This window comes from Mesorhizobium sp. WSM4904, assembly GCF_029674545.1.
Classification (GTDB): Bacteria; Pseudomonadota; Alphaproteobacteria; order Rhizobiales; family Rhizobiaceae; genus Mesorhizobium.
Genome location: NZ_CP121354.1, coordinates 6,224,438 through 6,249,390 on the forward strand (window position 1 = coordinate 6,224,438; position 24,953 = coordinate 6,249,390).

The window sequence follows — 24,953 nt, forward strand, 5'->3', positions numbered from 1 at the left end:
CTTACCCGCGCGGACGGAGGCGCAATTGGGGCCGCGGAGTCGTTCGGACCCAATGTCTGAAATGGAGCCGAGACCGGCCTGTCTGTTATTGGCATCTGATCGTAAGAAACTGCCGTTCTGCCAGACGATAAAGCGCTTTTGATTGGCATCTGTGACGCATTAGCACGCTCTCTAACGAAGTGACCCTTCCAACGAGTGCGCGTAGAGGCCAATCCGTCAGGAAGATACGGCAGGTGCAAGTGGCGCCAATATCCTCATTCTCGACGAGTCCTCACGGACCGACGCGAACGACGGTCTTCCCCGCCCGCCTCTCGGTCGAATTGAACGTGGCGATAGCATCATCCAGGCTCGAGACCTTGCCAATGTTCGTGCGCAGCCGCCCGTCCCGAACTCGCTGAATTATCTCGGATAATTGAGCGCGATCCGCCTCCACGACGAAGTCGATTGTCAAGCCGTCTGCTGGCCTAACTTGGGTAGGCCCGACGACGGTCACAAGCGTTCCTCCGGCCCGGATCAGCGCTGCGGACCGTATCTGAACATCGCCACCGATGACGTCGAACACCAGATCGACGCAACGAACTGGATGTTGATTGCTGTCTAATGCGATGCTGTCAGCCGCCATGATGAGAGCAGCGTCCACGATATGGATATAGCGCCTCTCGTCAGCATCATGATGGGTAACCGAGAGGGTCTCCGGTAGATCCCTCAAACGTCGATAAGCCGAAGGAACACCGCGTTGGCTAGCCGATAACCTGCTAAAAAGGCTGGATTTATTGAAATCGCGCGAGCATATTATGGGTCGGGCGCGCAGTGATTGAAAATGTTTGCGCCGCGCTGTGTTATTTTGCATGCCGCGCCCTTTCTTTCTCTCTCGTTCGTGGCGCTGGTAATGCTCTGATCCTCAAAAGGGTTGTGTCATTGGTTTTAAGTCTTTGAGACCGGCGACGGGTCTATCGTTTGTCCGCTTGCCGAATAGGGAGGAAGACAATGGCCGAGGATGAACGTTCTCAATCAAGGCGAAGATTTCTGAAGACGAGTGGACTTGTTGCTGGCCTGACGGCGACGGCGGTTACGGCTCCCTGGGTTCGAAGAGCCGGAGCCGCTGACACAGTCACCTGGAAAATTCAAACCTCGTGGCCAGCGGGTGTAGGGCTTGAAACTTTCCAGAACTGGTGCGGGACCATCAAGGAAAAGACCGGAGGCCAACTGGAATTTCAGCCGTTCAAGGCAAAGGACATCGTTGGTGATTTCGAACTCCTTGACGGAGTGAAGAACGGTGTCCTGGAAGCGATGAACTCGTTTTCACTTTACTGGGCCGGCAAGCTTCCCGCTGCAGCGTTCCTGTCCTCGTACACGATGGGGCTACGCTATCCGCATGAATGGGACATCTTTTTCTATTCAAAAGGTGGTCTGCAGGCTGCGCGCGACCTCTATGCGAAACAAGGCCTTTACTACGTCAACCGCATCCACCATGGACCGAACATCATCCACTCCAAGACACCGATCCGCTCGATCGAAGATTTCAGGGACCTGAAACTGCGCGTACCGGGCGGCATGATCGCCGAGACATTCGCGAAAGCCGGCGCCAAGACGACGCTGTTGCCTGGCGGCGAAGTCTTCTCCGCGCTGGAGAAAGGCACGATCGATGCGGCCGACTACACAGGCCCGGCGGTAAACTGGGCGCTCGGCTTCCAGCAGGTGACCAAATACATTTCCATGGGGCCGCCTGGACTGATGTCGGTGTATCAGCCCGTCGACCTGATGGATTTCGCCGTCAACATGAATGTCTGGAACCAACTCCCAGACAATCTCAAGAAATTCGTAGAAGACGAGATCCAGGTCTATTCGAACATCCATTTCGGGGCCATCCAGAAGGCCGACATGGAGACCTGGCACAAATTCACCGACGCAGGCATCGAGATCAATCGGCTTGGTCCGGAGGACCTCCAGAAGTTCCAGGAAATCGCGGTGCCGATCTGGTTCGAGTGGGCCAACAAGGACAAGGACGCGGCGCGCATATTCAAGCTGCAGCTTGAGGTTATGGAGAATCCAACCGTCGGTTACGTAACGCCTGACATGTATCAAGGGTTGTCGATCAACCTCTGAGGCTCTCCGCGCCCGTCCCGGTCGGGCGGGCGCACTCTCCTTCAAGAGACGGTCGCCGATGCCCTCACTCACATTTGTGCTGCCGCACTGGCTCTACTGGTCGAGCCTCGTGCTTTTTCCACTTGCCGCGGTCTTCTTCGTGTTTCGCGAGCGGGCTCGACGCGATGCCGGCCGAGCCAACCTGTTCCTCGCCTATTTCTTCCTGGTCACTGCCGGTTTTCTCGGCATGCACCGTTTCTACCTGAAGAGCCGCTGGGGGTTCTTGTTCATCCCGTTCTTCGTCGCTGTTCTCTGGACCAGTGCCCAGGTGCGGGATGGCCGCGAAGCATTGTCTCTGGCTCGATCCCAAGCGGAGCATGCCGAGAGGGTCCTGACGCAAACCAGGGCCGATGTCACATCCGGAAAGAGCGGTGCCGCCGGTCGCCTTGCGAAGGCCGAGGCGGATGCGGTGACGGCTCACGGCAATGACGCTGCTGCCATTGCTGGACTCGCCCGCTCGAACGCCCTTGCCCGAATTGCCGGAACTCTCCTCGGCCTCGTTCTCGTGGGCGACATCTTTCTCATGCCGGGCTTGGTTCGCCGCGCCCGCGAACGTGAGTTTCAACCGGCCCCAACCGACACCCATCCGCTGGTGACCGATGTGCCTGCCACGCCGGTCAAAGCCCCGCTCCCGATTTTTAGGCCCGTCGACCGGCTGGTCAAGGTGACGGGTGAGTTGGTCGCCTACTGGTCGGTCCTCGCGGTCATCGCCTATTATTACGAGGTCGTGGCCCGTTACGTTTTCAATTCACCGACGAACTGGGTGCATGAGAGCATGTTTCTCATGTTTGGCATCCAGTACATGCTGGCAGGAGCCTATGCTTATCGCGACGAAACCCATGTTCGGGTAGACATCCTCTACAGCCACCTCTCCGAACGCGGTCGGGCTATCTGCGACATCATCACCTCGGCCTTCTTCTTCCTGTTCACGGGGACCATGCTCGTCACAGGTTGGCGTTTTGCCAGTGACGCAGTGGCGGTTGGCGAACGCTCGTTCACCGAATGGGGCATTCAATACTGGCCGGTAAAGCTCGCAATCCCTATTGGGGCGGCCCTCCTGTTGCTTCAGGGTCTGTCGCGGCTGATGCGAGATATCGCCACTGCATTCGGAAGGACCGGCTGAGCGATGGGTCTCGAGCTTCCGATCCTTTGGCTTAGCATATTGATGTTCGGTGGTCTGGGCGTGCTTTTGCTGCTCGGATTGCCGATGGCCTTTTGCACCGGCAGCCTTGCCGTGCTTTTCCTCTTTCTGTTCGGCAATTCGGCCATGCTGAACATGCTGCCGTCTCGAGTCTTCCCATTCATGACGGATTATCAGCTCTCGGCGGTACCGCTTTTCATCTTCATGGCCGCGATTCTCGAGAAGGCGGGCATCATCGAGGAATTGTTCGACGTCGTCTACAAATGGCTGGGCGGGCTGAAGGGGGGACTCGCCTCGGCCACGGTGGTCTCTTGCACGCTGCTGGCCGCCATGGTTGGCGTGGTCGGGGCGACCGAAGTGACGATGGGGATGATCGCGCTCCCCGCTATGCTGCGCCGCGACTACGACGCCAAGCTCGCCTGCGGCTCGCTTCTTGCAGGCGGGACACTCGGCATCCTCATACCCCCTTCCGTCATGGCGATCGTCTATGCCGTCGTCGCGCAGCAGTCGCTGGGCGAGCTTTTGATCGGGTCGGTGTTTCCCGGGCTACTGCTGTCCGGGATGTACGTCGCTTACGTGACGGCGCGCTGCTACATCAATCCCAAGCTCGGCCCAGCGTTGCCACCAAACGAACGCATCGCATTCGCCGCAAAACTCAAGCTTTTGCGCCGCACGTTCATGCCGATATTGCTGATCCTGCTTGTGCTCGGTGTCATTTTCATGGGCATTGCCACGCCGGTCGAAGCTGCAGGCATCGGCACGTTCGGTGCCTTCATCGTCTGTGCCGCGCATCGGCGCCTGACCTGGGACACGATCCGGCAAGCCGGCGTCGCGACGCTCAAGGCAACGGCGATGGTCATGTGGATATTCTTCGGCGCCACCATGTTCGTCGGCTTCTTCATCCTGAAGGGTGGGCAGAACTTCGTCGCCGAGTCCATACTCGGCACAGGCTTGGCGCCTTACGGCGTTCTTGTTCTGATGATGATCATCCTGTTCGTCCTCGGCATGTTTCTGGACTGGGTGGGCATCCTGCTTCTCACCGTACCGATATTTCTGCCTATCCTTAAGTCGCTCGAATTCGGCGGCACGTTCGGGTTAGCCGGCGTGGCTCCTGAAGATGTGCCGCTTTGGTATGGCGTCATTTTCATGGTCAACATGCAGATGGCGTTCCTGAGCCCGCCGTTCGGCTATTCGCTGTTTTACCTGAAGAGTGTTGCGCCACCGGAGATATCGATGGCGACTATCTTCCGATCCGCGGTCCCCTTCTTGTGCCTGCAGGCGATCGGAGTAGGATTGTGCATCGTGTTCCCCTCGATCGTCGTTTGGCTGCCGAAGGTCATGTACGGAGGCAACTGACCACATTGCGGTTTTCGTCATCCGACGCTGCGGATCAATCGAATTTGATAGCTTTTCGCTTAAACGGCGTGACTTTTTTGCCTTCCTTTGCGCGCTGTCATGAGATCGCTTCTTGAAACAATCCTGGCTGCAAATGGGGGTGTATTGTTCTTGACCACTCTACGCTATCTCGCCCACGCCGTCCCGGGCGACGCAGTGCCTTTCCTGGACTGGCTTACCAGTCCACTCCATTTCAGCACGTTTTTGTGGGTCGTTCTTGGGACTCTATTCGGGATCAGCGCCCTGCAATTCCGACGGGGACGCCTTGCCAGTCGCGACACCCTGAAAGGAACAAGTAAGACTGATGACGGCCAGAGGCTGATTGGCAACACCTCAGGGAGTGGCGACAGCCGGCAAGCCAGCCCCCTTTCGCCGCCTTTGCAGCCAGAAAACTAGGCCGAACAACAAAAGCGCCGGAAGCACAAACTGCGGTGACGACGTACGTTCGAAACGCCTGGGGAACAAGGCCGATCCGGTTGCGCTGGGCGACGTCAAGGCACTTCGCGATTCCATCGAGGCCAAGAGCAGCGCGTACTAAGTATTCTGCGACCGAGCGTCATATGGCATCCCCGCCGCTATATCGCAGCGTCGCTGGCATGCTTTCAATTGAGACAGGCCGAGCGTTGCACAATTAAGCGAACTCGCTAGCATCCTGGACGGGAGTGGCCTGAGCACGAAAGAGGGAGTTCCGTGGATCACGAGTCCATGCGGAGCTTGCGCCCCTTCAGCAGCCTGTGAGGAGATGGAGAGGCATCTCTATTGTTGCCTTTATCTGAGGCACGCTCATTTAGCCGGCGAGCGCTTACAGCGCGCCGACGACCTGGAGGCGCAATGGACGAGCTGTCTATCCCGACATTGGGAATGATCCTACTTACGGCTTCGCTGGTTGCCATGACCTGCAGGCGATTGCGGCTTCCCTACAGCGTGGGGCTGGTTGCTGCCGGTATCGCGCTCAGTTTTTTGCCTGGCGTAGCCAAACTGCCTCTCAGCCCGGACCTGGTTTTTACTGTGTTCCTGCCGCCGCTGATCTTTCAGGCTGCCCTCGAAATCGAGTGGCGTCACTTTAGAGTGAACCTGCCGGTGACGGTGCTGCTCGCCTTTCCCGGTGTCGTGATTGCTGCTGCAGCGGTAGCTGCTGGAATGCGTCTTCTACTCGACTGGAGCTGGATCGGAGCAGGCCTCTTCGGCGTGCTCATTGCCGCCACCGATCCGGTGTCGGTACTGGCTGCCTTCAGGGAAATACGGGTCCAACCCCGCCTCGGACTATTGGTCGAATCCGAAAGCCTGCTCAACGATGGCGCGGCAGCCGTCAGCTTCGCAATCATGTTGGTGGTCGCTTCCGGCGCCAGTGCTACGCCATTGGCGATAGCGTCGTCATTTGCATGGATGGTCGCAGGAGGCGTTGCCGTCGGTTCCACTGTGGCGGCCGTGCTTCTACTCGTTGCGGGGCGGACCGAGGATCACCTTGTCGAGATCACGCTTACGACGATTGCCGCATACGGGTCGTTTTTGATTGCGGAGAAGTTCGGCACGTCTGGCGTTCTCGCAACGCTCACCGCCGGTTTGATGGTCGGGAATGTGGGTTGGAAGGGCGCAATATCGGCCAATGCGCGCAGCCATGTGCTCGCTTTTTGGGAATATGCGGCCTTCCTTGCCAACTCGGTCGTGTTCATCCTGATCGGCGGCCATGAAGCGCACCAGCCGCTTGCATTTTTCGCGGCAAGTTCGGCGGTTGCCGTCGTGCTCGTGCTGCTCGGTCGCATGCTGGCCATCTATCCACTCTGTGCCCTGCTAAATGGGAGCCCACTGAAGGTTGATCTCAAACATCAGCACATTCTCGTCTGGGGAGGACTGCGGGGTTCACTCGCTCTTGGGCTGGCGCTTGCCCTTCCCGAGAATATAGCCGAGCGCAGCGCGATCATCGTGACGGCCTTTGCGGTCGTAGCGTTCTCAATTTTTGTCCAAGGACTGACTATGCCTTGGCTGATAGGGCGGATGAGACTTACCGGGGGTAAGCGCGACAGTGAGGCTTAAATCAGTCTGTTTTGCTTGCGAAAAGTGTGGCAGATGGGGCCACCATGTCCCTTGGAAGAAACGTATTCACACCGGCAGAATTGAATTAGCACTGCTCGCGACAGTTTTTAATCGAGGCTAATCTATCGCGAGACTCGGGAGAAGAGGGCCTCGCGGATAATCGCCTACTACCAGGCTGGAATCATCGGCGAGGCGAAACTGAGCGAGCTTTCGCGGAGGCCCCTCGGTCGCTAATTGTCAATTCCCGCGGCAGCGGTGCTGGTGACCATTGGCGTTTTGGTTTGGTTTCTGGACCCGCCCTGAGGCGGTCTCTGACAATTTCAGCACGTATACCTCCGAGGGATGCAGCGTGGGGCGGCGAACATCATCGCGCCACCATTGGTCTGCGATTGTGGTCTACTTAGCCGAAGCGTCGAAGCCCAGTCCTCCTGTTCATAAAGCGCGCTGAGGCGCTGAGGCCTGCAAGGTATGGATGCTCTTTGGAGCGAGCCGAGGACCTTTGACTTTTGTTGGATACACATCGGGCGCGATCGGCGCCGTCATGCTCGCCGGCGCAGTCTGGCGTTGGCGACGAGCAAGCTGAGCTCGGCGTCGGTCAAGCTGATCTGATAGCGTTGCGTGGAGTTCTTCGAGTAGATGTCATCTGCAATTATCGAGATGGTGATCTCACCATTCTCACCGGTCTGCAAATCATCAATCTGCAGTGGCTCTGAGTACAGGCACTTCGGTGACCCTGGCTTTCGCCCAGGCTGTACGATCAAACGCAAGTGTCCAATTCCGCTGTTTCCGGCAATTTGTTCTACGCAAGACGGGTGCCAAAGCTTCCGTCCCGAGATGAGACACTGGGATAGCGGTGCCTGTGATCTAGCACGGAAGCTGCGTTGGCCTACTTCCAGCCTCGTCCTTATGGATGCGTGCCGAGTATTTCGGCAGGGGCGTATATTTCCTCGTCAGCCGGCGCCCTGTTTCGCTTCCGAGCTCGCCGGTCAGGCCCGGCCCTGCCAAGCCTACCCCCGCCGGAGTGCCGGGCCGCCCGCTGCTCATCTATTCGTCGCGCCAGATGACCAGCTGCTTCAACGGATTTCCGTCAGCGACCCGGGATGGAACGATTGTTGCACGACCTCTCCCCATGGATCATCCTTGGCCTCTTCGCATGGCTGATTTGGGGAGTACGGGCCGCATGGAAGAAGGACCGGCAGCACAAGCGAGCGACCGCATATTATCGCAAGGTGTTGGAGTTCTACAAAACGGTCCACTGCACGGAAGACGAGAATGACACTGCGAACACCCTGGAATGGAAGCGTGAGTATGCCAAGCTATTGAACTGGTACACCGCCCACGATCCCGAGCACGGCGTCAAGGAATACGGATCAATATGGCGGAAGATTACCGCGAAATTGGATGACGATCACGAGTAGCGGCCAAGTGCGATTTTCCGTTGCCATCAGGACGGATGTCAGGCTTGATGAAAATCTCAGCGGGTCGGCTCGTCCCCTAAACTCTAGCCACCTCTATGGCCCCTGCGAACTGAAGGCCGGTCGGCTCCCTAATCGGCCTTACCTTTTGGCCAAAGGCCGCACCGCAGCATCGATTCTGTTATCCAAGCGCCTGCTAATGTGATAGCGTGACTTTCAGGCTCGCGGCCGCCTGGTGTCTGTCCCCACACCCCGTCTCTGGGCGCTGCTGCGAGCGTCCTCGGCAAGAGGGCCGGTCGCTTCTTTGCCCTGGCGGTCGACCCTCTTCTCCTCGGCCGTGACGTTGCTATCCTAATTGTAGCTTCGCAGCTCGGTTGTCCCTCAAGAACCAATTTGTCCCAAGAGAAAAGCCCGTCGCGGCTAATGAGCGTTGGCGACGGGCTTCCTGCGATTAGATGCGGCTACACCCTAAGGGACTGACCGCTCACCGTAACTCATCAAGCTGTGCATTCGCTCCAAAATGGGACAATTTTCTTCGCGTCCGAACCCGTTTGAGATAGTCTGCATAAGCCGCGCTGAGGGCGGCGGCCATGTCAGTGTCGCGTTGCAGTGGTGTCTACTGCCCTGCTGATTTGGATATGCTCCAGCGGGTGTTTGACCGCTTGTGCGATGAGCGTCGCCTAGCCAAGAAAGACCGGGAGCAGCGGGAATACCTGGCTAAGGAACTGTTCCAACTTTTCGATAACGGCACCACCGACGAAACTGCCCTACTGCGAGCGCTTTCGAAGCGCGGTAGGGCATAACCGTCTGGGTTGACCTCTTCCTTTTGCACACGATGCCGCTATCCTCTCCACCAGCCCGCCGCTAGGTGTCCCTAACTTCGCAAGCTCGCGCCCCACCCTGCGACGATGAATTTCACCCGACGCGATCTCGCTCGTGCGATACGTGCCGACGAATTGCCCGTCTTTGAGAATCGTCAACTCATCCCCTACGGCAAGCACCTCGTCGAGGTGATGAGAAACCTTGCAGGTTCGGCTGGCGGTGCAGGGGATGGATCGAGTCGTGCGTCTGGTGACGCGCAAGCCGATGCTTGGCGAACCTATTGGCGAACCTCGTGGCGAACCACCCTACCATTGATAAATAACGATAATGGTGGGCCCGGAGGGTGTGAGACTGCCAAAGAAAATCAATGGCTTACAGGATGGTTAGCCAACCCATATCCTTCGTATAATCTCGTATGGTCGGCGAACCAAATGACCAATATGAAGAGTGACTTGAAGCTGTTCCATGCGCAATTCAACCCTGCGTTAAGACGATCCCTCTCCTCTTTGAATGCCCTCGACACTTCCTCAAGCGTTCCGCTGAACCAGCCGTTCTGAACCGAATCCGACTCAAGCATTCCATGGGGCAAACGGCGGCTCTGCGCCAAGAAGTGGGCTTAGCGATCGCGCAGGCCACCCAGCGAGTGGTCAGTGGTAGTAGATGCCGCCGTCGACGTTGAGCGCCTGGCCGGTGACGAAGGCCGAGAGATCCGAGGCGAAGAACAGCACCGGTCCGACGATGTCTTCTGGCGCGCCGAGGCGCTTCAGCGCCGCGACCTCCTCCCAATGGCGGATCGCCGCTTCGCTGCCCAGATTGTTCTTGCCCATTTCGGTCAGGATGATGCCGGGGCAGATGGCGTTGACGGTGACGCCGTCCATGCCGACCTCTTGCGCCAGCACGCGGGTCAGCGTGATCACCACCGCCTTGGTCGCGGCGTAGTGGCCCTGCGTCGGCACGCCCTGCCGGCCGGCGATCGAGGCGATGTTGATCACCCTGCCCGACTTCCTGGCGCGCATATGCGGTAGCACCGCCTGGCACATCATAAGCACGCCCTTGGCGTTGATGTCGAAATGCGCATCCCAATTGGCCTCGTCGAGATCCTGCAGCAGGCTGGGTTTCAGGATGCCCGCATTGTTGACCAGCACATCGATGCTGCCGGCAGCCTTGAGCAGCGCCTGCGCGGTCGCCTCGATGTCCTCCTTCTTGCTGACATCCATCGTATAGACATAGGCCTTGCGGCCAGCCGCCTCGATCTCGCCCTTGGTCACATCGAGCTCGGCCGCCTGTGAGGGCAGATCGGTGATTGCGACGTCGAAGCCAGCTTCGGCGAGCCCTTTGGCGAGCGCCCTGCCGATGCCGCGGCTGGCGCCGGTGACGAGAGCCGTCTTGCCCTTGGCTTCGGGGAGAATGGTCATGCTGCTTCCACCTTTGATGTCTTGACCCGAAGCGAGTTCATCGCCGCGATCGTGTCGTCGAATGAAACGAGCTTGCCGTCGGAGCCCAGCCCCATCGCCACCTTGGCGGCGACGGCGCTGGCAAAGCGTGCGGACTGCTTCAGGTCCCAGCCCTTGACGATGCCGACGATGATGCCGGCGGTGAAGGAATCGCCGCAGCCCGTGGTGTCGAACACGTCGACCTCGAAGGCTGGCAGATTGAAATCCTCGCCATGTTCGGGCGAGACATAGACGCCGCCGGCACCGAGCGTCAGGATGCAATTCTTCACGCCTCTCGCCTTGAAGAAGGCGGCGACGCGGGCCGGATCGCGGTCATGCGCCATCTCGCCGGCTTCGTCGATGCTGGGCACGAAATAGTCGATGTAAGGAAGGCACGGCTCGACCAGTTTCCAGGTCTCCGGCGTCGCCTGGATCAGATCGAAAGTGGTGACACGGCCAAGCTCCTTGGCGCGCTTCAAGAGCCTGACCGTCGGCTCACCATCAAAACGCTTCAGCAGTCCGGTGCCGCCTACATGGACGACGGTCGCGTCGAGCGCCGCGTCGAGATCGGCCTCAAGAACGTCGAACAAGGTGGCGGTACCCGGCACATGCAATGCGGGCCGCTCGCCGTTCGGCCGCACCGGCAAGATGGTGGACGAGGTCTGGACGCTGCCGTCGCGGCGGACAAGGCTCGTCTCCAGACCGTATTTCTTCAACTTGGCGAGGAACCAATCGCCCATATCGTCGGTGCCGAGGGTGGTGACGGCGCGGGTCTTCAGGCCGAGGATGGCGCAGTCCATGCCGGTCGCGCCCGCCGTGCCGGCGATGGTCATGCGGATCTCCTCGATATAGTCGGCCCGGCCTCCTTCGGGGATGCGCGAGACTGGACGTCCGAGTATGTCAAGGACGTAGAAGCCGATCGAGCTGACGTCGAATTGGGGCATGGCTGACTTAACCTTTCGAACTCAATGGGCGGCGCGGCGCAGACCAAAGCTCGCGGCGAGCACCAGGAAGACGAGCACGCCGATGCCGACCTGCTGCCAGTAGAAATTCCAGCCCACCAGCAGCAGCCCGTTCTTGACGATAGCGAGCAGCAACACGCCGAGCAGCGTGCCGATGACCGAGGGCTTGCGCTCGCGGCTCAGCGTCGTGCCGATGAAGGTGGCGCCGATCGCGTCGAGCAGAAAGGCATTGCCCGACAGCGGCACATAGGATTTCACCGTTGCCGACAAGAGAATGCCGGTCACGCCGGCGAGCAGCGCGCACAGCACATGCACCATCGACAATTCGCGCGGCACGCGGATGCCGGAATACCAGGCCACACCCGGCTGCGCGCCCATGGCCTGGACATAGCGGCCGAAGACCGAGCGATGCAGCAGGAGATGGACCGCGACCGCCAGGACGATCAGCACGATCACCGGTGTCGGTATCCCGAACAGAGTAGTGCGGGCGATGGCGTTGAACTGGTCTGCCGCATAACCGCTTGTGAGGTAGATCGGCTGGCCGCCGCTGGTGGCAAGCTGCTGCGTGCTCTGGCCGATGAAGAGCACGCCGAGCGTTGCCAGGAACGGGCTGATGTTGAGCCTGGTGATCAGGATCGTGTTGAGGATGCCGACGATCAAAGCGGCGCCAAGTCCGCCGGCGACGCCGACCACGCCGCTGTAGCCGGCGGCCAGAAGCATGACGAAGATCATGCTTGCCATGTCGACCGAGACGCCGACCGAGAGATCGATGCCGCCGGACGAGATGACGATTGTGAGGCCGAGCGCCACGATCGCCAGCATGACGACGTTGTTGACCAGCACGTTGAAGAGGTTGGCCGGCGTCAGGAAGGTCGGGCTCGCCACCGAAAAGAAGACGACGATGGCCGCGAAGGCGATGAGCACGCTGTATTTGGCGAGGAAGCCGCGCACACTCACCTTAGCCGAGTTGTCGTTGGCCGAGACGTTCATCGCGAACCCTCCGAACCGCGGGCAAAGGATGTGATCGCTACCACCAGCAGGATCAGCGCGCCCTGCACGCCGTTGACCCAGTAGCTGGAGACGTTGAGCAGTTGGAAGCCGTTGGCCAGAAGGCCGATGAACAGCACGCTGAGCAGCGTGCCGCCCATGGTCGGCACGAAGCGCCGGGAAAAGACGGTGCCGAGCAGCGCCGCGGCCAGCACCGACAGAAGCAGCTCGCCGGAGCCGGGCGTGCTGGCCGACAGGCGCGATACGGTGAGGATCGCCGCCACGGCCGCGCAGAAGCCGCTGAGAACATAGGTGAAGGAGACGTAGAACGGCACGCTGATGCCTGCCGCGCGCGCCGCCTCGGGATGGCCGCCAACCGCGTAGAGCCTCAGCCCGAACGATGTGCCGTGAACAACCACGATCATGATCGCGGAGAAGACGATCAGCGCCCAGGCAAGCGCCGAGATGCCGAGGAAGCTGCCCGACACCAGCACGCCGAGCAGCGGGGAGGATGCGCCGACGACCGTGTTCTGGGTGAGCGTGAGTTCCATGCCGGCCGCCACATTGAGCACGGCAAGCGTTGCGAGCAGCGGCAGGATGCCGAAGCCAACCACGGCGAGGGCGTTCAGCGCGCCGACCGCCATGCCGACGGCGATCGCCGCGAGCACCGAGAGGAAGTCGCCATAGCCCATCGACAGAAGCGTGGCGTAGACCGCCGCGCACAACCCCATATTGGCGGCGATCGAAAGGTCGATGCCGCCTTCGGTGACATCGGAGCCGCCGCCGATGATGACGGCCGTCATGCCATAGGCGAGCACGCCGAGGATCGCCGACTGCTCGACGACGTTGATCAGGTTGAAAGTCGAGGTGAAGCCCGGCGCGAAGATCACGAAATAGGCCATGATCGCGGCGAAGGCGGCGATCGCGCCAAGCCTCACGACCAAGGCGCCAAAGCGGCGGCCGGCGCTCTTGGCGGCTGCCTGCTTTTCGTCGGAAACGGCGACTTCGGTGTGGAGGACAGTCGCGCTCATGCGGCCACTCCATCGGTGTTCGAGCGGGCGCCGGACGAAGCGGCCAGCAGCGCGTCGCTGTTCATCGCAGGGCCGGAGAAACTGCCGGCAAGCCTGCCGCGATAGACGACCAGCACGCGGTCGCAAACGCCGACCAGTTCGAGCAGATCGGAGGACAGAAGCAGGATCGCCGCGCCTTCGCCCGCCAGGCGATTGAGGAGATTGTAGATCTCGACCTTGGCGCCGACATCGACGGCAACGGTCGGCTCGTCCAATACATAGACGCGCGACTGGCAGCTCAGCCATTTGGCGATCGCCACCTTCTGCTGGTTGCCGCCGGAGAGCTCGCGCACCAGCGCGTCGCGATGCGGCGTCTTGATCGACAGTTCCTTGATCAGGCCGTCCACCGCCTGGTTCTCAGCGCCACGACTGACCATGCCGCTTCGCGAATAGCGGCGCAGGCTGGCCAAGGAGATGTTCTCGCGCACGGAAAGGCCAAGCGCCACGCCATGGGCGCGGCGGTCTTCCGGCAGCATGGCGATGCCGTCGCGCACCGCCTTGACTGGCGTCGACAGCGACAGCTCCCTGCCCTCGACCTTGACCTGGCCGCCATCGGCGGTCTTGAGCCCGAACAGGCACTGCACGATTTCCTTGGCGCCGGAGCCAAGCAGGCCGGTGAGGCCGACGATCTCGCCAGCGCGGACGTTGAAGCCGATGTTCTCGAAGCTGCCGCCAAGCCGCAGATTGGAAACCTCCAGCACCGGCGCGCCAAGCTCGACCGAGCGCTTCGGAAACATCTCGCCGACATCGCGGGCGATCATCATCGCAATGATCTCGTCGATCGGCGTCTGGCGCGGATCGACCGTGCCGACGTCGGTGCCGTTGCGCATCACGGTGACGCGGTCGCAGAGCTTCTCGATCTCCTGCATGTAGTGGGAGATGAAGACCACGGCGATGCCGTCGTCGCGCAGCCGGCGCAACACGTCGAACAGGCTGTCGACCTCACGCTTGACCAGTGCCGCCGTCGGCTCGTCGAGCACCAGCACCGATGCCTTTTGCGCCAGCGCGCGGGTGATCTGGACGACCTTCTGCTGCGCCGTGGTCAGGTCTTTCACCAGCGTTCCAGCCGGCAACTCCATGCCGAAGAAGCGCTTCAGCAGGTCTGCGGCCCTGCGCTCCATGGCGCGGCGGCTGACGAACGGGCCGAGGCCGATCTCGTGGCCGAGGAAGACAGCCTCACCGACGGTCGCGGTCGGCACCAGCAGCCTATCCTGGTGGATGAAATGCACGCCGAGCTTTTCAACCGATGCCGGCGTCAACGCGCTGACGGTCTCGCCATTGATGACGATCGAGCCGCTGTCCGGCTTGATGATGCCGGCCAGCACCTTGATGATGGTCGACTTGCCAGCGCCGTTCTGGCCGACAAGGCCGAGGATCGAGCCCCGGGCGATCTCGAGGTTCGCGTTCTCCAAGGCGCGCACCGGACCGAACCGCTTCGATATGTCCGTCATCGATACAGCAATGTCACGCTTTGCTGTTTGCATGGCCGTCTATCCTGGTTGGGTGTGACGGGCAGCCAAATAGGCATGGCTGCCCGCCGTTTCGTTCCGTCCTATTTAACGCCGGCTTTTTCGGCGGCGTCGAGAAACGGCTTTCCTTTTTCGGCAGCGTTTTCCTTGTTGATCAGCACCGCCGGAACGAAGGTAAAGGGCGGCACTTTTTGGCCAGCCAGGTATTTGGCGACGTTGTCGACCGAAGTCTTGCCGATCTCGTAGGGCTGCTGCGCGGCAACGGCGCCGGCCGACGATTTCGGGTCCATCACCATCTTGACGACTTCCGGGCTGCCGTCGATGCCGTAGGTCTTGACCTCGTTGCGGCCCGCTGCCTCGACCGCCTGCGTGGCGCCGATCTGGGGCACGTCCCAGCAGGCCCATACCGCGCCGATAGAGCCCTTCTCAGGGGACTTGGTCAGCATGTCGGTGACGTTCGAATAGGCGCTCTGCACCGTGTTCGGGATGACGTCGCGCAGCTCGGGCTCGACGATCTTCACATCCGGGAACGAGGTCAGCACATATTTCAGCTGGTCGTAGCGGATCTTGCAGACCGGTACGCTGTAGAAGCCGTTGAAGACCAGCACATTGCCCTTGCCGCCCATGTCGGCGACCATCTGCAGGGCGATCTCGGCGCCGATATTGTAGTTGTTGGACGTGGTGTTGTTGATGGCGTGCGGCGTAGCCGTATCGACCGTGAACAACGGGATGCCGGCGTCGCGAATCTTCTGCAGCCACGGGTTCAGCACTTCGAGATTGCCGAGTTGCTCGATGATGGCGTCCGGCTTCTGCGCGATCAGCGTCTGCAGCTGCGCGATCTGCTGCTGGTCCTTGCGCCCGGCGTCGAGCGCGATGACTTCGCCGCCGAGCTCCTTAACGCGGTCCTGAATGCCGCGGAACGCCATCAGGTCCCAATAGTGATCCGTGCCAATCGCAGAGACGCCTACGCGCTTGCCCTTGAGCGACAGTTCCTCGGCCGTCGCGCCGGAGATCGCCGCCAAGCTGCAAGCCGCCGCTAACCCCAAAGCAAGCGCCTTGACGAGGCCTTTCATGGATCTGGTCATTTCGATTTCCTCCCTTGTTGATCGCTCCGGGCCGTCCCGGAGGATATGCGAAACAGTAGGTTTGCTGCTCCTCAGGCAGCGTCGTCATTGTCACGCAGGCCGTAGCTGGCCATGCGTTTGATGACGTTTTCGATCTCCTCGTCGGACAGGATCGGCGGCTCGCCGATCTGCAGGGCGCCGTGATACTGGCGCGCCAGCGTCTCGACCTCGACGGCCAGCCACATCGCCTGGGCGAGGCTCGACCCGACGGCAATCATGCCGTGCTGGGCAAGCAGGCAGGCCTTGCGGCCGCGCAGCGCTTCCACCGCATGCGCCGAAAGCTCCGCCGTGCCGAAGGTGGCGTAGGGCGCGCAGCGTATGTCGCTGCCGCCGGCGACGGCGACCATGTAGTGGATCGCTGGTATCTTCCTGCCCATGATGGCGATCGTCGTGCAGTAGGTCGGATGCGCGTGAACGACCGCGTTGACATCGGGCCGTGCCTTCATGATGTCGAGATGGAAGCGCCATTCGCTGGACGGCGGCAGGCGTCCGTCGACCTCGCCATCCCAACCCATGAAGACGATGTCTTCCGGCTGCAGCGTGTCATAGGGCGTGCTGGTCGGCGAGATCAGCATGCCCTCGCCATGGCGGCAGCTGATGTTGCCTGACGTGCCCTGGTTGATGCCGAGTGCGTTCATCTCGATACAGGCGTCGATGATGGCCTGGCGCACATCTCGGTCCGAAACGGTCATGCGATATTCCAATCCTTGCTCAGTCCGTCACCAGGCCGTGTAGCCGCCATCGATCGACAGGATCGCGCCAGTGACGTAGCTCGAGGCCGGCGACGCCAGGAACAGAATCGCCGAGGCGATCTCCTGCGGTGTGCCCAGCCGGCCGATCGGCGTCATGTCGATCCAGGTGTTGAAGAGTTCGGGACGCTCGCGCATCTTCAGCGTCATCTCGGTGCCGACATAGCCCGGCGCCAGCGCGTTGACGCGCACGCCCGATTTCGCCCATTCGACCGCGAGCGCCTTGGTCATCATGTGCACGGCGCCCTTGCTCACCATGTAGGACGGCGCCGTCTGCGGACGGTTGATGATCAGGCCCGACATGGAACCCAGATTGACGATTGAGCCCTTCTTGCAATCGACCATCGAACGGCCGAAGGCGCGCGAAGCCCAGTAGACGCCGTTGACGTTGACATCCATCACCAGGCGCCATTCTTCGTCCGGGGTGTCGAGCGCGGTGTTGAGGCGCGCGATGCCGGCGCTGTTGACCAGGATATCGACCTTGCCGAAATCACTGACGATCTGAGCGGCCATCGCCTCGACGGCTTGCGGATCGGTAACGTTCAACACGCGGCCATCGACGCTCGCGATGCCAGCGGCCGTAAGCGCCTCAGCAGCGGCTTTCAGCCCATCCGCATTCATGTCGAGCAACACGATCCTCGCGCCGCAAGTCCCCAGCGCCCTGGCGGCCTCAAGTCCGATCCCGCTGGCACCGCCGGTGACAACGGCAACCTCGCCCGTCAGGTCGAATTGCGACCGGTAATCCATGCACGTCCTCCATCAGGACGGACTTGAGCGTGGGCAAAACACTGCCCTCGCCGCCGAAGCAGCGTCGCAAGCCAGCCGGTCCTGATAATGCCTCCGGGTCAGGCTCCTCCCGACCCCATGACGGAGACGTTACAGAAGCTTCCCGGGCCCGTCAATCTGGTTATAACCAGAAAACAGAATCTTTTTTGAGTGAGCGTAACTCAGGTGCGATCGACGCCGTTCACCGTGGCGGATGGCTGCTCGACCGCCATGTGGATACGGGCGACGGAGGAGTTGTAGAAGGCCTCGTAATATTCGAGCGCCGCACCATCCGCGTCATAGGCGATCGACTCGATCTCGATCAGCGGCGTATTGGCGGCGACGCCCATCTCATCGGCCTCTTCCTTGGTGGGCAATGCCGCGCGGAGCCAGCGGTCGGCGCGCTTCACCGTCAGGCCGAAGACGGCTCGGATCGTGCCGAAGATCGACTGGTTCTCCGACAGGATATTTTCCAGCCCCGGCACCCTGTGTCCCGGCAGGCTGATGCGCGTCATGGTGATCGGCGAGCCGTCGGTCATGTAGACGCGGCTGATGCGTACCACGCTGCCATTGGCGGGAATTCCGAAGACCTTCGACTCCTTCTCGCTCGGCGGACAGCGATAGATTTCCAGCGTGCGGGTCGAGACCTTGTGGCCCTTCGCGGTCAGGTCGTCGAAGACGCCGAGATTGGCGGTCATGAAGTCGACATGTTCGCGGGGAGCTGCGACGAACATGCCCTTGCGCGGCATCTTGATGATGCGGCCTTCGTTGGAAAGCGAGCCGATCGCGGCGCGCACCACGGGGCGCGACACGCCGAAGAAATCGCAAAGTGCCTGTTCAGAGGGAATGCGTGAATTGGCGGCCAGCAGGCCGGTGTTGATCGCTTCCTCGAACTGGTTGCGCAACTGCACCCAAAGCGGGGCGGCCTCGTCGCGATTGAGCTGAACCTTCGAGCCGATCGAGCGGAACGCCTCGGCCGCCTCGGCATCTTCCTGGTCGTAACGAGGACGCCCGCGCATTCTGGTTGCTTGTTCCATCATCGGTCTTCAGGCTGCGGGCAACCGCCCGGTAGAATGTTTGCCGCGACTCAAAGCGCAGCAGCGGCTCCTAACGGAGGCCGCCCGCCATTTTCACGCTCTCCGGCAAGTTTCGCAACCATAGCATGGCGGCTGCCCCCAGAAGCGGTCCGGGAACCAGGAGCAGGAAGGCCCAGCGCCAGCCGCCGATGAAATCGGCGAAGCGCGGCGTCAGCCAGATGGCGAGCACCGTCAGCGCGAAACCGGCGCCGAGTTGCACCGACAGCGCGGTGCCGACGAAGCGGCGGTCGGCAAGCTCGGTGACGGCCGCGGAGAATTGCGCCGAATCGCCGATCACCGAGACGCCCCAGACGATGGCCACCAGCATGAACAGCCAGAGCGGGCCGGTGAAGAGAAAGCCCATCAGCAGGGCGCAGCCGCCCGAGACGAGCATCATGCCGGCGGTGGTGGCGGTGCGGCCGACGCGGTCCGACAGATAGCCGCCAAGCACGCAGCCAAGGATGCCAGACGCGACGACAAGGAAAGTCGAGAGCGAGGCGGTGGCGGCGGTCCCGATCGCCTGCGCCTCGAAGGCCGCGCGGGTGTAAGCGAGCAGCCAGGCCCACATGGCGTAGAGCTCCCACATGTGGCCGAGATAGCCGAGATTGGCGAGGAGCAGCGGCTTTTCGCGAAACACCTGGCCGATCCGCGAGGGCTCGAACACCGCCTTGCCGAAGGGATAGGGCCCTTCCTTCGCGAACAGCAGGAAGAGCAACGCGCCGGCCGCGGTGGCCACGCTTGCCGCTGCGACCACCGGCCGCCAGTCGAGCGCGGTCGAGACGGCGCGGAAGAGATGCGGCAGCGCCGAACCGACTGTCAGCGCGCCGATGACCGCGCCGAGCGCCAGCCCCCTGTCGCGCGTGAACCAGGTGGCCACCAGCTTGAGCGCCGGCGGATAGACGCCGGCAAGCGCAGCGCCGGTGACGATGCGCGCGGCGATCACGCCACCCGGCCCGGGATGGAAGAGCAGCGTCGCGTTGGCTAAAGCGGCGACAAGAGCCGCCGCGGCCATCAGGCGGCTCAGCCGTACAAGGTCCGGCAAATTGACCAGGCTCGCCGCCAGCGCGCCGATGACGAAGCCGACCTGAACGCCATTGGTCAGCCACGCCTCGGCGCTCGCGCCCAGCGCCAGATCCTGTTTCAATTCGGGAAGGATTGCGGTCGCCGAGAACCAGGTGGTCAGCGACAGGACGACCGCCAGGCAAAGCAGCGACAGCACGCGCCAGCGCTCGCTGTCGGCCGCCATGCCAAGCCGGCCGCCGCCGACTGTGCTCATGCGCCTTGCAGCGGTACGGTGAAGACCGTGGCCGTGCCGGTGAGGCAAAGCTCGCCCTGGCCGTTGCGCACGCTGGTCTCGATCTTGCAGATCGGCTTGTCGGGGCGCACTTCCTTGACCTCGACGCGCCCGGTGATCTCCTCGTCAACGCCGACGGCCTTGACGAACTTCCAGGCCACTTCGAGGAACACGGTCCCGGGGCCGGGCAGATCTTCGGCGACCAACGCGTTGAGGATGCCGGAGGTCACGCCGCCCTGGACGATCAGCTTGCCGAACACCGACTTTTCGGCCAGAGCGCGGTCGTAATGTAGGGGATTGCGATCGCCGGTGATCTCGGTGAAGGCCTCGATGTCGCTCATCCTCGTGCGGCGCGTGCGCTCGGCAAAGGCGCCGACCTGCGGACGGCCTTTCACGACACCCACCCAACCGTCTTTCGTCTCGGTGCTCATCGCGGCTCCTCCTCTGTTGCGAGTTCGATTTGTCTGAAGGCCGGCAGGACACGGCCGCCGATGGCGGTCGGCGCAAGCCGCAACATGTCCCCGACCTGTAGCGGCCGTGTGCCGGCCAGGATGAAGCTCAGCATCGTCGGGCCTTCGGCCAATTCGACCAGGCCGACCACATAAGGTGCCGTCGGCAGCCAGCCGGGATGGCCGGGCTTGTGCACCTCCGAAAAGGATTTGAGCCGCCCCCTGCCCGATACGTCTTTCCAGACAAGACGCCTGCTCCAGCAATGCGGGCAGATCGGGCGCGGATAGAAGATGGCCTTGCCGCAATCCTCGCAGTGCTGGATTTTCAGCCGGCCCTCGGCGGCGGCATCCCAGAATGGCTTGGTCAGCGCGGTGATCGTCGGGCCAGGGGTTTTCAGCGTGTTGAGATCGACGGACATCAGGCGGCTCCCAGCACCAGCGCGGTCGCTTCGCTCATCGTCGCGCCATTGCCGGTGACCAGCGCGAGCCCGGCCTTGCCGATCTGGCGTTCGCCCGCCTCGCCGCGCAATTGGCGCACCGCCTCGACGACATGGGTCATGCCGCCGGCAAGGTCGGGCTGGCCGAAGCCGAGCTGGCCGCCATGTGTGTTGAGCGGCTTGTCACCCTTGTGGGAGAGGTCGTGGTCGTTGAGCCACGCGCCGAACTGGCCCGACGCGCAGAGGCCGGCATCCTCGATGGTGGTCGCGACCATGATCGTGTAGCAATCGTAGAGCGACAGAAGATGCATCTCGTCGGCCTGCATGCCGGACTGCGCGAAGGCCCGCGCCATGGCGCTCTTCAGCGGACCGGAGGTCAGGCTCGGTGCCTGGCTGACCGCGCGATGCGTGATCTTCTCGCCGGCGCCGAGTAGATGCACGGGCAGCTTGCGCAACGACCGCGCGCGTTTGGCCGACGTGACGACGACCGCTTCACCGCCGGCGACCGGCATGACGATTTCGAGGAGGTGCAGCGGCGAGGCGATCATCGGCGAGGCCAGCACCGCTTCCACATCGGCCGGCTTGCCGAAGAAGATCGCGTCGGGATTGAGCTGCGCATTGGCGCGCGCCGCCGCGGCGATCAGGGCGAAATCCCGCGCGGTCGAGCCGTATGCCGCCATATGCGCCTGCATCAGCAGCGCGTAGGAGATGTTGGCGCCGGAGGCGCCGAAGGGCACATCGAACTCGCGGATCGGATTGCGGTTGGGCGAGCGGGGTGCTGCCTCCTCTCGGTTGTTGGCGAGCACGCACAGCACCGTCTCGCACATGCCGGCCTCGATCGCGGCTGCCGCGCGCCAGACCATGCCGGCGCCGGACGCGCCGCCAAGATCGACGACATTGGCCATGGTCGGCGCGAGGCCCAGATATTCGGCGATCGTCGCCGGAACATGCTGCGGCGTCTCGCCGACCTGCGGCCCGACCAGCAGCCCGTCGATCGCAGCCGGCTCGAGCCCGGCGTCGAGCACCGCCAGGCGCGAGACCTCGGCGATCATCTCCAGCGTCGTCACGCCGCTGGTCAGGCGCTGCGGCTTCAACTCGCCGATGCCGACGATCGCTCCCTTTGCCCGGCTCATGCCGCCTTGCTCCGATCGAGCGCGCGGTATTCCTCGAGGCAGGCCGGATTGGCGAGCGAAGCCAAGTTCTTGACAGGCTTGCCTTCGAGCGTGGTGCGGGCGGCACCCTCGACGCGCTTGCCATTCAGCGTATAGGGCACGGCCTGGACGGCGTGAATGCGGTGCGGCACGTGGCGCGGCGAAGCGCCTTCGCGGATCGCTTTGCGAATTCGCGCGGCAAGCTCGGGGGTCAGCGCATAACCGTCATTGAGCTTGACGCAGAGCACGATCTCCTCGTCGCCTTCGATGGGCGCGCCAAAGACCAGGCAATCCTCGATCTCGGCAAAATTCTCGCAGGCGGCGTAGATCTCGGCGGTGCCGACGCGAACGCCGCCGGGCTTCAGCGTCGTATCGGAGCGGCCGTGGATGATGCCAGAGCCGTAAGCCGTCATCTCCGCGACATCGCCATGCGTCCAGATCTCGCGGCGTGCGGCAAAATAGGTGGCGTGATAGCGCGCGTCGCCATCCTTGCCCCAGAAGGTCAGCGGCATCGACGGGAACGGCTCGGTGCAGACTAGATTGCCTTGCCGGCCGATGACCGGCGCATTGCGCTCGTCCATGACGCCGACGGCGAGGCCGAGCCCTTTCACGGTCAGCTCGCCGCGCCGCACAGGATGGATCGGCGATCCCAGCAGGAAGCAGCCGATGATCTCGGTGCCGCCGGAGATCGAAGCGAAGATCATGTCGCGCTTCACATGATCGTAGACCCAGTCGAATTGCCCGGGAGAGACAGGCGCACCGGCCGACAGCAGCGAGCGCAGCGACGGGAGATCATGCAGGCGCCCCGGCGCGTAGCCTTCGGTCGCAAGTGTCGCCAGATATTTCGGGCTGGTGCCGAAATGCGTGACCCTGGCGCGCTCGGCGATTTTCCAAAGCGGGCTGGGGTCGAGGCCATCGGCCGATTTCAGGATCGGCGCGCCGTCATAGAGAACCACGGCAGCAGTGCAGGCGAGGCCGGAGATCAGCCAGTGATACATCATCCAGGCGGTGTTGGTGTACCAGCTCATCACGTCGCCCGGGCGGACGTCGCCATGCAGCAGGTGCTCCTTAAGATGCTGGAGCAATACACCGCCGGCGCGATGGACGATCGCTTTCGGCGCGCCCGTGGTACCTGAAGTGTAGAGAACATAGGCCGGATGGTCGAAGGGCACGCGCTCGAAGCTGAGCGGGCTGTCGCCGCCGAAATCGTCGAAGGAAATGCAATCCGCCGCACAGTCCGGCTTGAGACCCGTTCTGCCGGTCAGCACCAGCGTCGTCACTGTCGGCATCGCCGCGACGATCTCGGCCAGCCTGCCGGAGATGTCGTGCTCCTTGCCCGCATAGCGGTAACATGGCGCGGCGAACAGCACCTTGAGGCCGATCTGGCCGAGGCGGTCGGCGATCGCGGCGGCGCCGAAATCCGGCGAGCAGGATGACCAGACAGCGCCGATGGAGAGCGTCGCCAGCAGAGCGACGAGACCCTCGACGCGATTGGGCAGGATGCCGCCGACGCAATCGCCCTTGCCGATCCCGGCCGCGCGAAGGCCATGCGCCGTCCGGGCAACGAGCCGGCGCAACGCGCCGAGCGTGACGGTGCGGAAATGGCCGCTCTCGTCGCCCTCGATGAGAGCAACCCTGTCTTCGTCGCCGCGCAGCAGGTTTTCCGCGAGATTGAGCGAGGCTTCCGGCAGGAAGCGACTCCCGGTCATGGGCGCATCGTCGTCGCGCAGGAAGGAGATCGCGCCAGGCTCACCGACGACCTCCGCGAAATCCCACACCGCCCGCCAGAAGGCGCCGGGGTCGCCGATCGACCAGCGATGCAGCGTTTCGTAGTCGCGCGGGTCGAAACCATTCGCGAGAGAGAAGCGCGCAAGGTTGGACGATCGGAACGCGGCCGGCGCCGGCGTCCAAAGCACGGATGACATGGATTTCCTCCCGCAACGCACTCCGGGCTCGATGCCGCGACCTTGCCTGCCGATGCATTTCATGATTATTGGTTATAACCAGAATGTCAAGCGGCGATCCCGCCTATGTGGATCGCGCGTGCGGAGGATCGGAAATGGATGCGATCTATATCGTTGCCGCCAAGCGCACGCCCATCGGCAAGCTGAACGGCGCGTTCGCCAGCCTGTCGGCGGCGGAGTTGGGCGCGCAGCTTATCCAGGCGATGCTGGCGGAAACCCAGCTCGCGCCCGACACTGTCGGCGAGGTGATCATGGGCCAAGTGCTGACCGGCGGCGCCGGGCAGAACCCGGCGCGGCAGGCCGCGCTCAAAGCCGGCCTGCCGGTAAGCGTGCCCGCCATGACCGTCAACAAAGTGTGCGGCGCCGGCCAGAAGTCGATCCATCTCGCCGCCCAGGCCATTCGCTGCGGCGACGCCGATTGCGTGATCGCCGGCGGACAGGACTCGATGACCTCGGCGCCGCATTTCATTTCCGGTATGCGCGGCGGCATCCGCATGGGCGACCACATGGTCAAGGATTCCATGATTACCGACGGGCTGTGGGATGCCTTCCATCAGGTACATATGGGCGTGACGGCCGAAGCGCTGGCGCAGCGCTACCAGATCACCCGCGAAGAACAGGACAGGTTCGCGCTGCGCTCACAGGAGAAGGCGGACGTCGCCATCCAGACTGGCCGGTTCGACGAAGAGATCGTCCCGATCTCGATAAGGACAAGGCAGGGCGATCTCGTCATCGACCGTGACGAACATCCCAATCCCTCCACCACCATGGAAGGCCTCGGCCGGCTGAGGCCGGTCTTCGATGCGGCTGGCACGATCACGGCCGGCAACTCATCCGGTCTCAATGACGGGGCAGCGGCGGTGCTGGTGATGTCGGAGGCGCGGGTGAAGGAACTCGGCCTGACGCCCCTCGCCCGCATCGCGTCCTACGCTTCCGCCGGCGTCGAGCCGATGGACATGGGCCTCGGACCGGTGGCAGCCTCGCGCCGCGCGCTCGACAAGGCCGGCTGGCGCTCGTCCGATCTCGACGTGATGGAGATCAACGAGGCTTTCGCCGCACAGGCTATCGCCG

Annotated in this window: 19 protein-coding genes and 2 pseudogenes; 6 read left to right on the plus strand and 15 right to left on the minus strand. The window is 62.4% G+C overall.

All coding sequences use genetic code 11. The features are described 5' to 3' along the window. Window positions 1–271 precede the first annotated feature (271 nt). Window positions 272–571: pseudogene (locus QAZ47_RS30165) on the minus strand (zinc-binding dehydrogenase); the annotation flags it as partial. 416 nt (window positions 572–987) lie between these two features. Here QAZ47_RS30165 and dctP point away from each other — a divergent pair. From dctP to QAZ47_RS30190, 5 genes are all read left to right on the plus strand, one after another. Then, window positions 988–2,106 (plus strand): TRAP transporter substrate-binding protein DctP, encoded by a 1,119-nt coding sequence (gene dctP / locus QAZ47_RS30170; RefSeq protein WP_278204578.1) that lies wholly within the window; start codon window positions 988–990, stop codon window positions 2,104–2,106. Window positions 2,107–2,164: 58 nt separating this feature from the next. Further along, window positions 2,165–3,268, plus strand: a complete 1,104-nt coding sequence (locus tag QAZ47_RS30175) for a TRAP transporter small permease subunit (RefSeq protein WP_278204580.1) — start codon at window positions 2,165–2,167, stop codon at window positions 3,266–3,268. A 60-nt stretch (window positions 3,269–3,328) separates the two neighbouring features. Continuing rightward, a complete protein-coding gene (locus QAZ47_RS30180) occupies window positions 3,329–4,642 on the plus strand; it encodes a TRAP transporter large permease subunit (RefSeq protein WP_278204581.1) in 1,314 nt (437 codons plus the stop codon). 870 nt (window positions 4,643–5,512) lie between these two features. Further along, window positions 5,513–6,715 carry a cation:proton antiporter gene (locus QAZ47_RS30185; RefSeq protein WP_278231813.1) on the plus strand — a complete coding sequence of 401 codons (1,203 nt, stop codon included), beginning with the start codon at window positions 5,513–5,515 and terminating at the stop codon, window positions 6,713–6,715. A 1,109-nt stretch (window positions 6,716–7,824) separates the two neighbouring features. Next, complete coding sequence (locus QAZ47_RS30190; protein WP_278231814.1) at window positions 7,825–8,133, plus strand: hypothetical protein; 309 nt, start codon at window positions 7,825–7,827, stop codon at window positions 8,131–8,133. Window positions 8,134–9,599: 1,466 nt separating this feature from the next. Here the strand turns inward: QAZ47_RS30190 and QAZ47_RS30195 are convergent. The 14 genes from QAZ47_RS30195 to QAZ47_RS30260 form a co-directional block, all read right to left on the minus strand. Further along, window positions 9,600–10,367, minus strand: coding sequence for an SDR family NAD(P)-dependent oxidoreductase (locus QAZ47_RS30195; protein WP_278231815.1), 768 nt, complete (start codon window positions 10,365–10,367; stop codon window positions 9,600–9,602). Continuing rightward, the gene (locus tag QAZ47_RS30200) at window positions 10,364–11,329 is read right to left on the minus strand and encodes a sugar kinase (protein WP_278231816.1); all 966 of its coding nucleotides are present in this window, start codon (window positions 11,327–11,329) and stop codon (window positions 10,364–10,366) included. Before QAZ47_RS30200 ends, QAZ47_RS30195 begins: the two co-directional genes overlap by 4 nt. Before the next feature lie 21 nt (window positions 11,330–11,350). Beyond that, window positions 11,351–12,337, minus strand: coding sequence for an ABC transporter permease (locus tag QAZ47_RS30205; protein ID WP_278231817.1), 987 nt, complete (start codon window positions 12,335–12,337; stop codon window positions 11,351–11,353). Then, window positions 12,334–13,365, minus strand: coding sequence for an ABC transporter permease (locus QAZ47_RS30210; RefSeq protein ID WP_278231818.1), 1,032 nt, complete (start codon window positions 13,363–13,365; stop codon window positions 12,334–12,336). The genes QAZ47_RS30205 and QAZ47_RS30210 overlap by 4 nt, the downstream gene beginning before the upstream one ends. Next, the gene (locus QAZ47_RS30215) at window positions 13,362–14,888 is read right to left on the minus strand and encodes a sugar ABC transporter ATP-binding protein (protein ID WP_278231819.1); all 1,527 of its coding nucleotides are present in this window, start codon (window positions 14,886–14,888) and stop codon (window positions 13,362–13,364) included. The genes QAZ47_RS30210 and QAZ47_RS30215 overlap by 4 nt, the downstream gene beginning before the upstream one ends. 68 nt (window positions 14,889–14,956) lie before the next feature. Further along, a complete protein-coding gene (locus QAZ47_RS30220; protein WP_278204589.1) occupies window positions 14,957–15,958 on the minus strand; it encodes a sugar ABC transporter substrate-binding protein in 1,002 nt (333 codons plus the stop codon). Between the two features lie 71 nt (window positions 15,959–16,029). Further along, complete coding sequence (locus QAZ47_RS30225) at window positions 16,030–16,689, minus strand: L-fuculose-phosphate aldolase (RefSeq protein WP_278231820.1); 660 nt, start codon at window positions 16,687–16,689, stop codon at window positions 16,030–16,032. Window positions 16,690–16,716: 27 nt separating this feature from the next. After that, window positions 16,717–17,493: an SDR family oxidoreductase gene (locus tag QAZ47_RS30230; RefSeq protein WP_278231821.1), complete on the minus strand. Its 777-nt coding sequence runs from the start codon at window positions 17,491–17,493 to the stop codon at window positions 16,717–16,719. Window positions 17,494–17,693: 200 nt separating this feature from the next. Next, a complete protein-coding gene (locus QAZ47_RS30235) occupies window positions 17,694–18,530 on the minus strand; it encodes a GntR family transcriptional regulator (protein WP_278204592.1) in 837 nt (278 codons plus the stop codon). 88 nt (window positions 18,531–18,618) lie between these two features. Continuing rightward, window positions 18,619–19,863 carry an MFS transporter gene (locus QAZ47_RS30240; protein ID WP_278231822.1) on the minus strand — a complete coding sequence of 415 codons (1,245 nt, stop codon included), beginning with the start codon at window positions 19,861–19,863 and terminating at the stop codon, window positions 18,619–18,621. After that, on the minus strand, window positions 19,860–20,312 hold the full coding sequence (locus tag QAZ47_RS30245; protein WP_278204594.1) for a MaoC family dehydratase: 453 nt from the start codon (window positions 20,310–20,312) through the stop codon (window positions 19,860–19,862). Before QAZ47_RS30245 ends, QAZ47_RS30240 begins: the two co-directional genes overlap by 4 nt. Next, on the minus strand, window positions 20,309–20,749 hold the full coding sequence (locus tag QAZ47_RS30250; protein WP_278204595.1) for a zinc ribbon domain-containing protein: 441 nt from the start codon (window positions 20,747–20,749) through the stop codon (window positions 20,309–20,311). The genes QAZ47_RS30245 and QAZ47_RS30250 overlap by 4 nt, the downstream gene beginning before the upstream one ends. Beyond that, window positions 20,749–21,900, minus strand: a complete 1,152-nt coding sequence (locus QAZ47_RS30255; protein ID WP_278204596.1) for a thiolase family protein — start codon at window positions 21,898–21,900, stop codon at window positions 20,749–20,751. Before QAZ47_RS30255 ends, QAZ47_RS30250 begins: the two co-directional genes overlap by 1 nt. Next, a complete protein-coding gene (locus QAZ47_RS30260) occupies window positions 21,897–23,843 on the minus strand; it encodes an acetoacetate--CoA ligase (RefSeq protein WP_278231823.1) in 1,947 nt (648 codons plus the stop codon). The genes QAZ47_RS30255 and QAZ47_RS30260 overlap by 4 nt, the downstream gene beginning before the upstream one ends. Before the next feature lie 134 nt (window positions 23,844–23,977). Between QAZ47_RS30260 and QAZ47_RS30265 the strand changes: the two are divergent. Beyond that, window positions 23,978–24,934 (plus strand): annotated as a pseudogene (locus QAZ47_RS30265) (acetyl-CoA C-acyltransferase); the annotation flags it as partial. Between the last annotated feature and the right edge of the window lie 19 nt (window positions 24,935–24,953).

Excerpts from the sequence above, each read along its gene's own strand:
- dctP (WP_278204578.1), top strand. The coding sequence starts at position 988 with ATGGCCGAGGATGAACGTTCTCAATCAAGGCGAAGATTTCTGAAGACG.
- QAZ47_RS30195 (WP_278231815.1), bottom strand. The coding sequence starts at position 10,367 with ATGACCATTCTCCCCGAAGCCAAGGGCAAGACGGCTCTCGTCACCGGC.
- QAZ47_RS30200 (WP_278231816.1), bottom strand. The coding sequence starts at position 11,329 with ATGCCCCAATTCGACGTCAGCTCGATCGGCTTCTACGTCCTTGACATA.
- QAZ47_RS30250 (WP_278204595.1), bottom strand. The coding sequence starts at position 20,749 with ATGTCCGTCGATCTCAACACGCTGAAAACCCCTGGCCCGACGATCACC.
- QAZ47_RS30260 (WP_278231823.1), bottom strand. The coding sequence starts at position 23,843 with ATGTCATCCGTGCTTTGGACGCCGGCGCCGGCCGCGTTCCGATCGTCC.
- QAZ47_RS30185 (WP_278231813.1), top strand. The coding sequence starts at position 5,513 with ATGGACGAGCTGTCTATCCCGACATTGGGAATGATCCTACTTACGGCT.
- QAZ47_RS30205 (WP_278231817.1), bottom strand. The coding sequence starts at position 12,337 with ATGAACGTCTCGGCCAACGACAACTCGGCTAAGGTGAGTGTGCGCGGC.
- QAZ47_RS30210 (WP_278231818.1), bottom strand. The coding sequence starts at position 13,365 with ATGAGCGCGACTGTCCTCCACACCGAAGTCGCCGTTTCCGACGAAAAG.
- QAZ47_RS30230 (WP_278231821.1), bottom strand. The coding sequence starts at position 17,493 with ATGGATTACCGGTCGCAATTCGACCTGACGGGCGAGGTTGCCGTTGTC.
- QAZ47_RS30175 (WP_278204580.1), top strand. The coding sequence starts at position 2,165 with ATGCCCTCACTCACATTTGTGCTGCCGCACTGGCTCTACTGGTCGAGC.
- QAZ47_RS30220 (WP_278204589.1), bottom strand. The coding sequence starts at position 15,958 with ATGACCAGATCCATGAAAGGCCTCGTCAAGGCGCTTGCTTTGGGGTTA.
- QAZ47_RS30235 (WP_278204592.1), bottom strand. The coding sequence starts at position 18,530 with ATGCGCGGGCGTCCTCGTTACGACCAGGAAGATGCCGAGGCGGCCGAG.
- QAZ47_RS30240 (WP_278231822.1), bottom strand. The coding sequence starts at position 19,863 with ATGAGCACAGTCGGCGGCGGCCGGCTTGGCATGGCGGCCGACAGCGAG.
- QAZ47_RS30245 (WP_278204594.1), bottom strand. The coding sequence starts at position 20,312 with ATGAGCACCGAGACGAAAGACGGTTGGGTGGGTGTCGTGAAAGGCCGT.
- QAZ47_RS30215 (WP_278231819.1), bottom strand. The coding sequence starts at position 14,888 with ATGCAAACAGCAAAGCGTGACATTGCTGTATCGATGACGGACATATCG.
- QAZ47_RS30225 (WP_278231820.1), bottom strand. The coding sequence starts at position 16,689 with ATGACCGTTTCGGACCGAGATGTGCGCCAGGCCATCATCGACGCCTGT.
- QAZ47_RS30255 (WP_278204596.1), bottom strand. The coding sequence starts at position 21,900 with ATGAGCCGGGCAAAGGGAGCGATCGTCGGCATCGGCGAGTTGAAGCCG.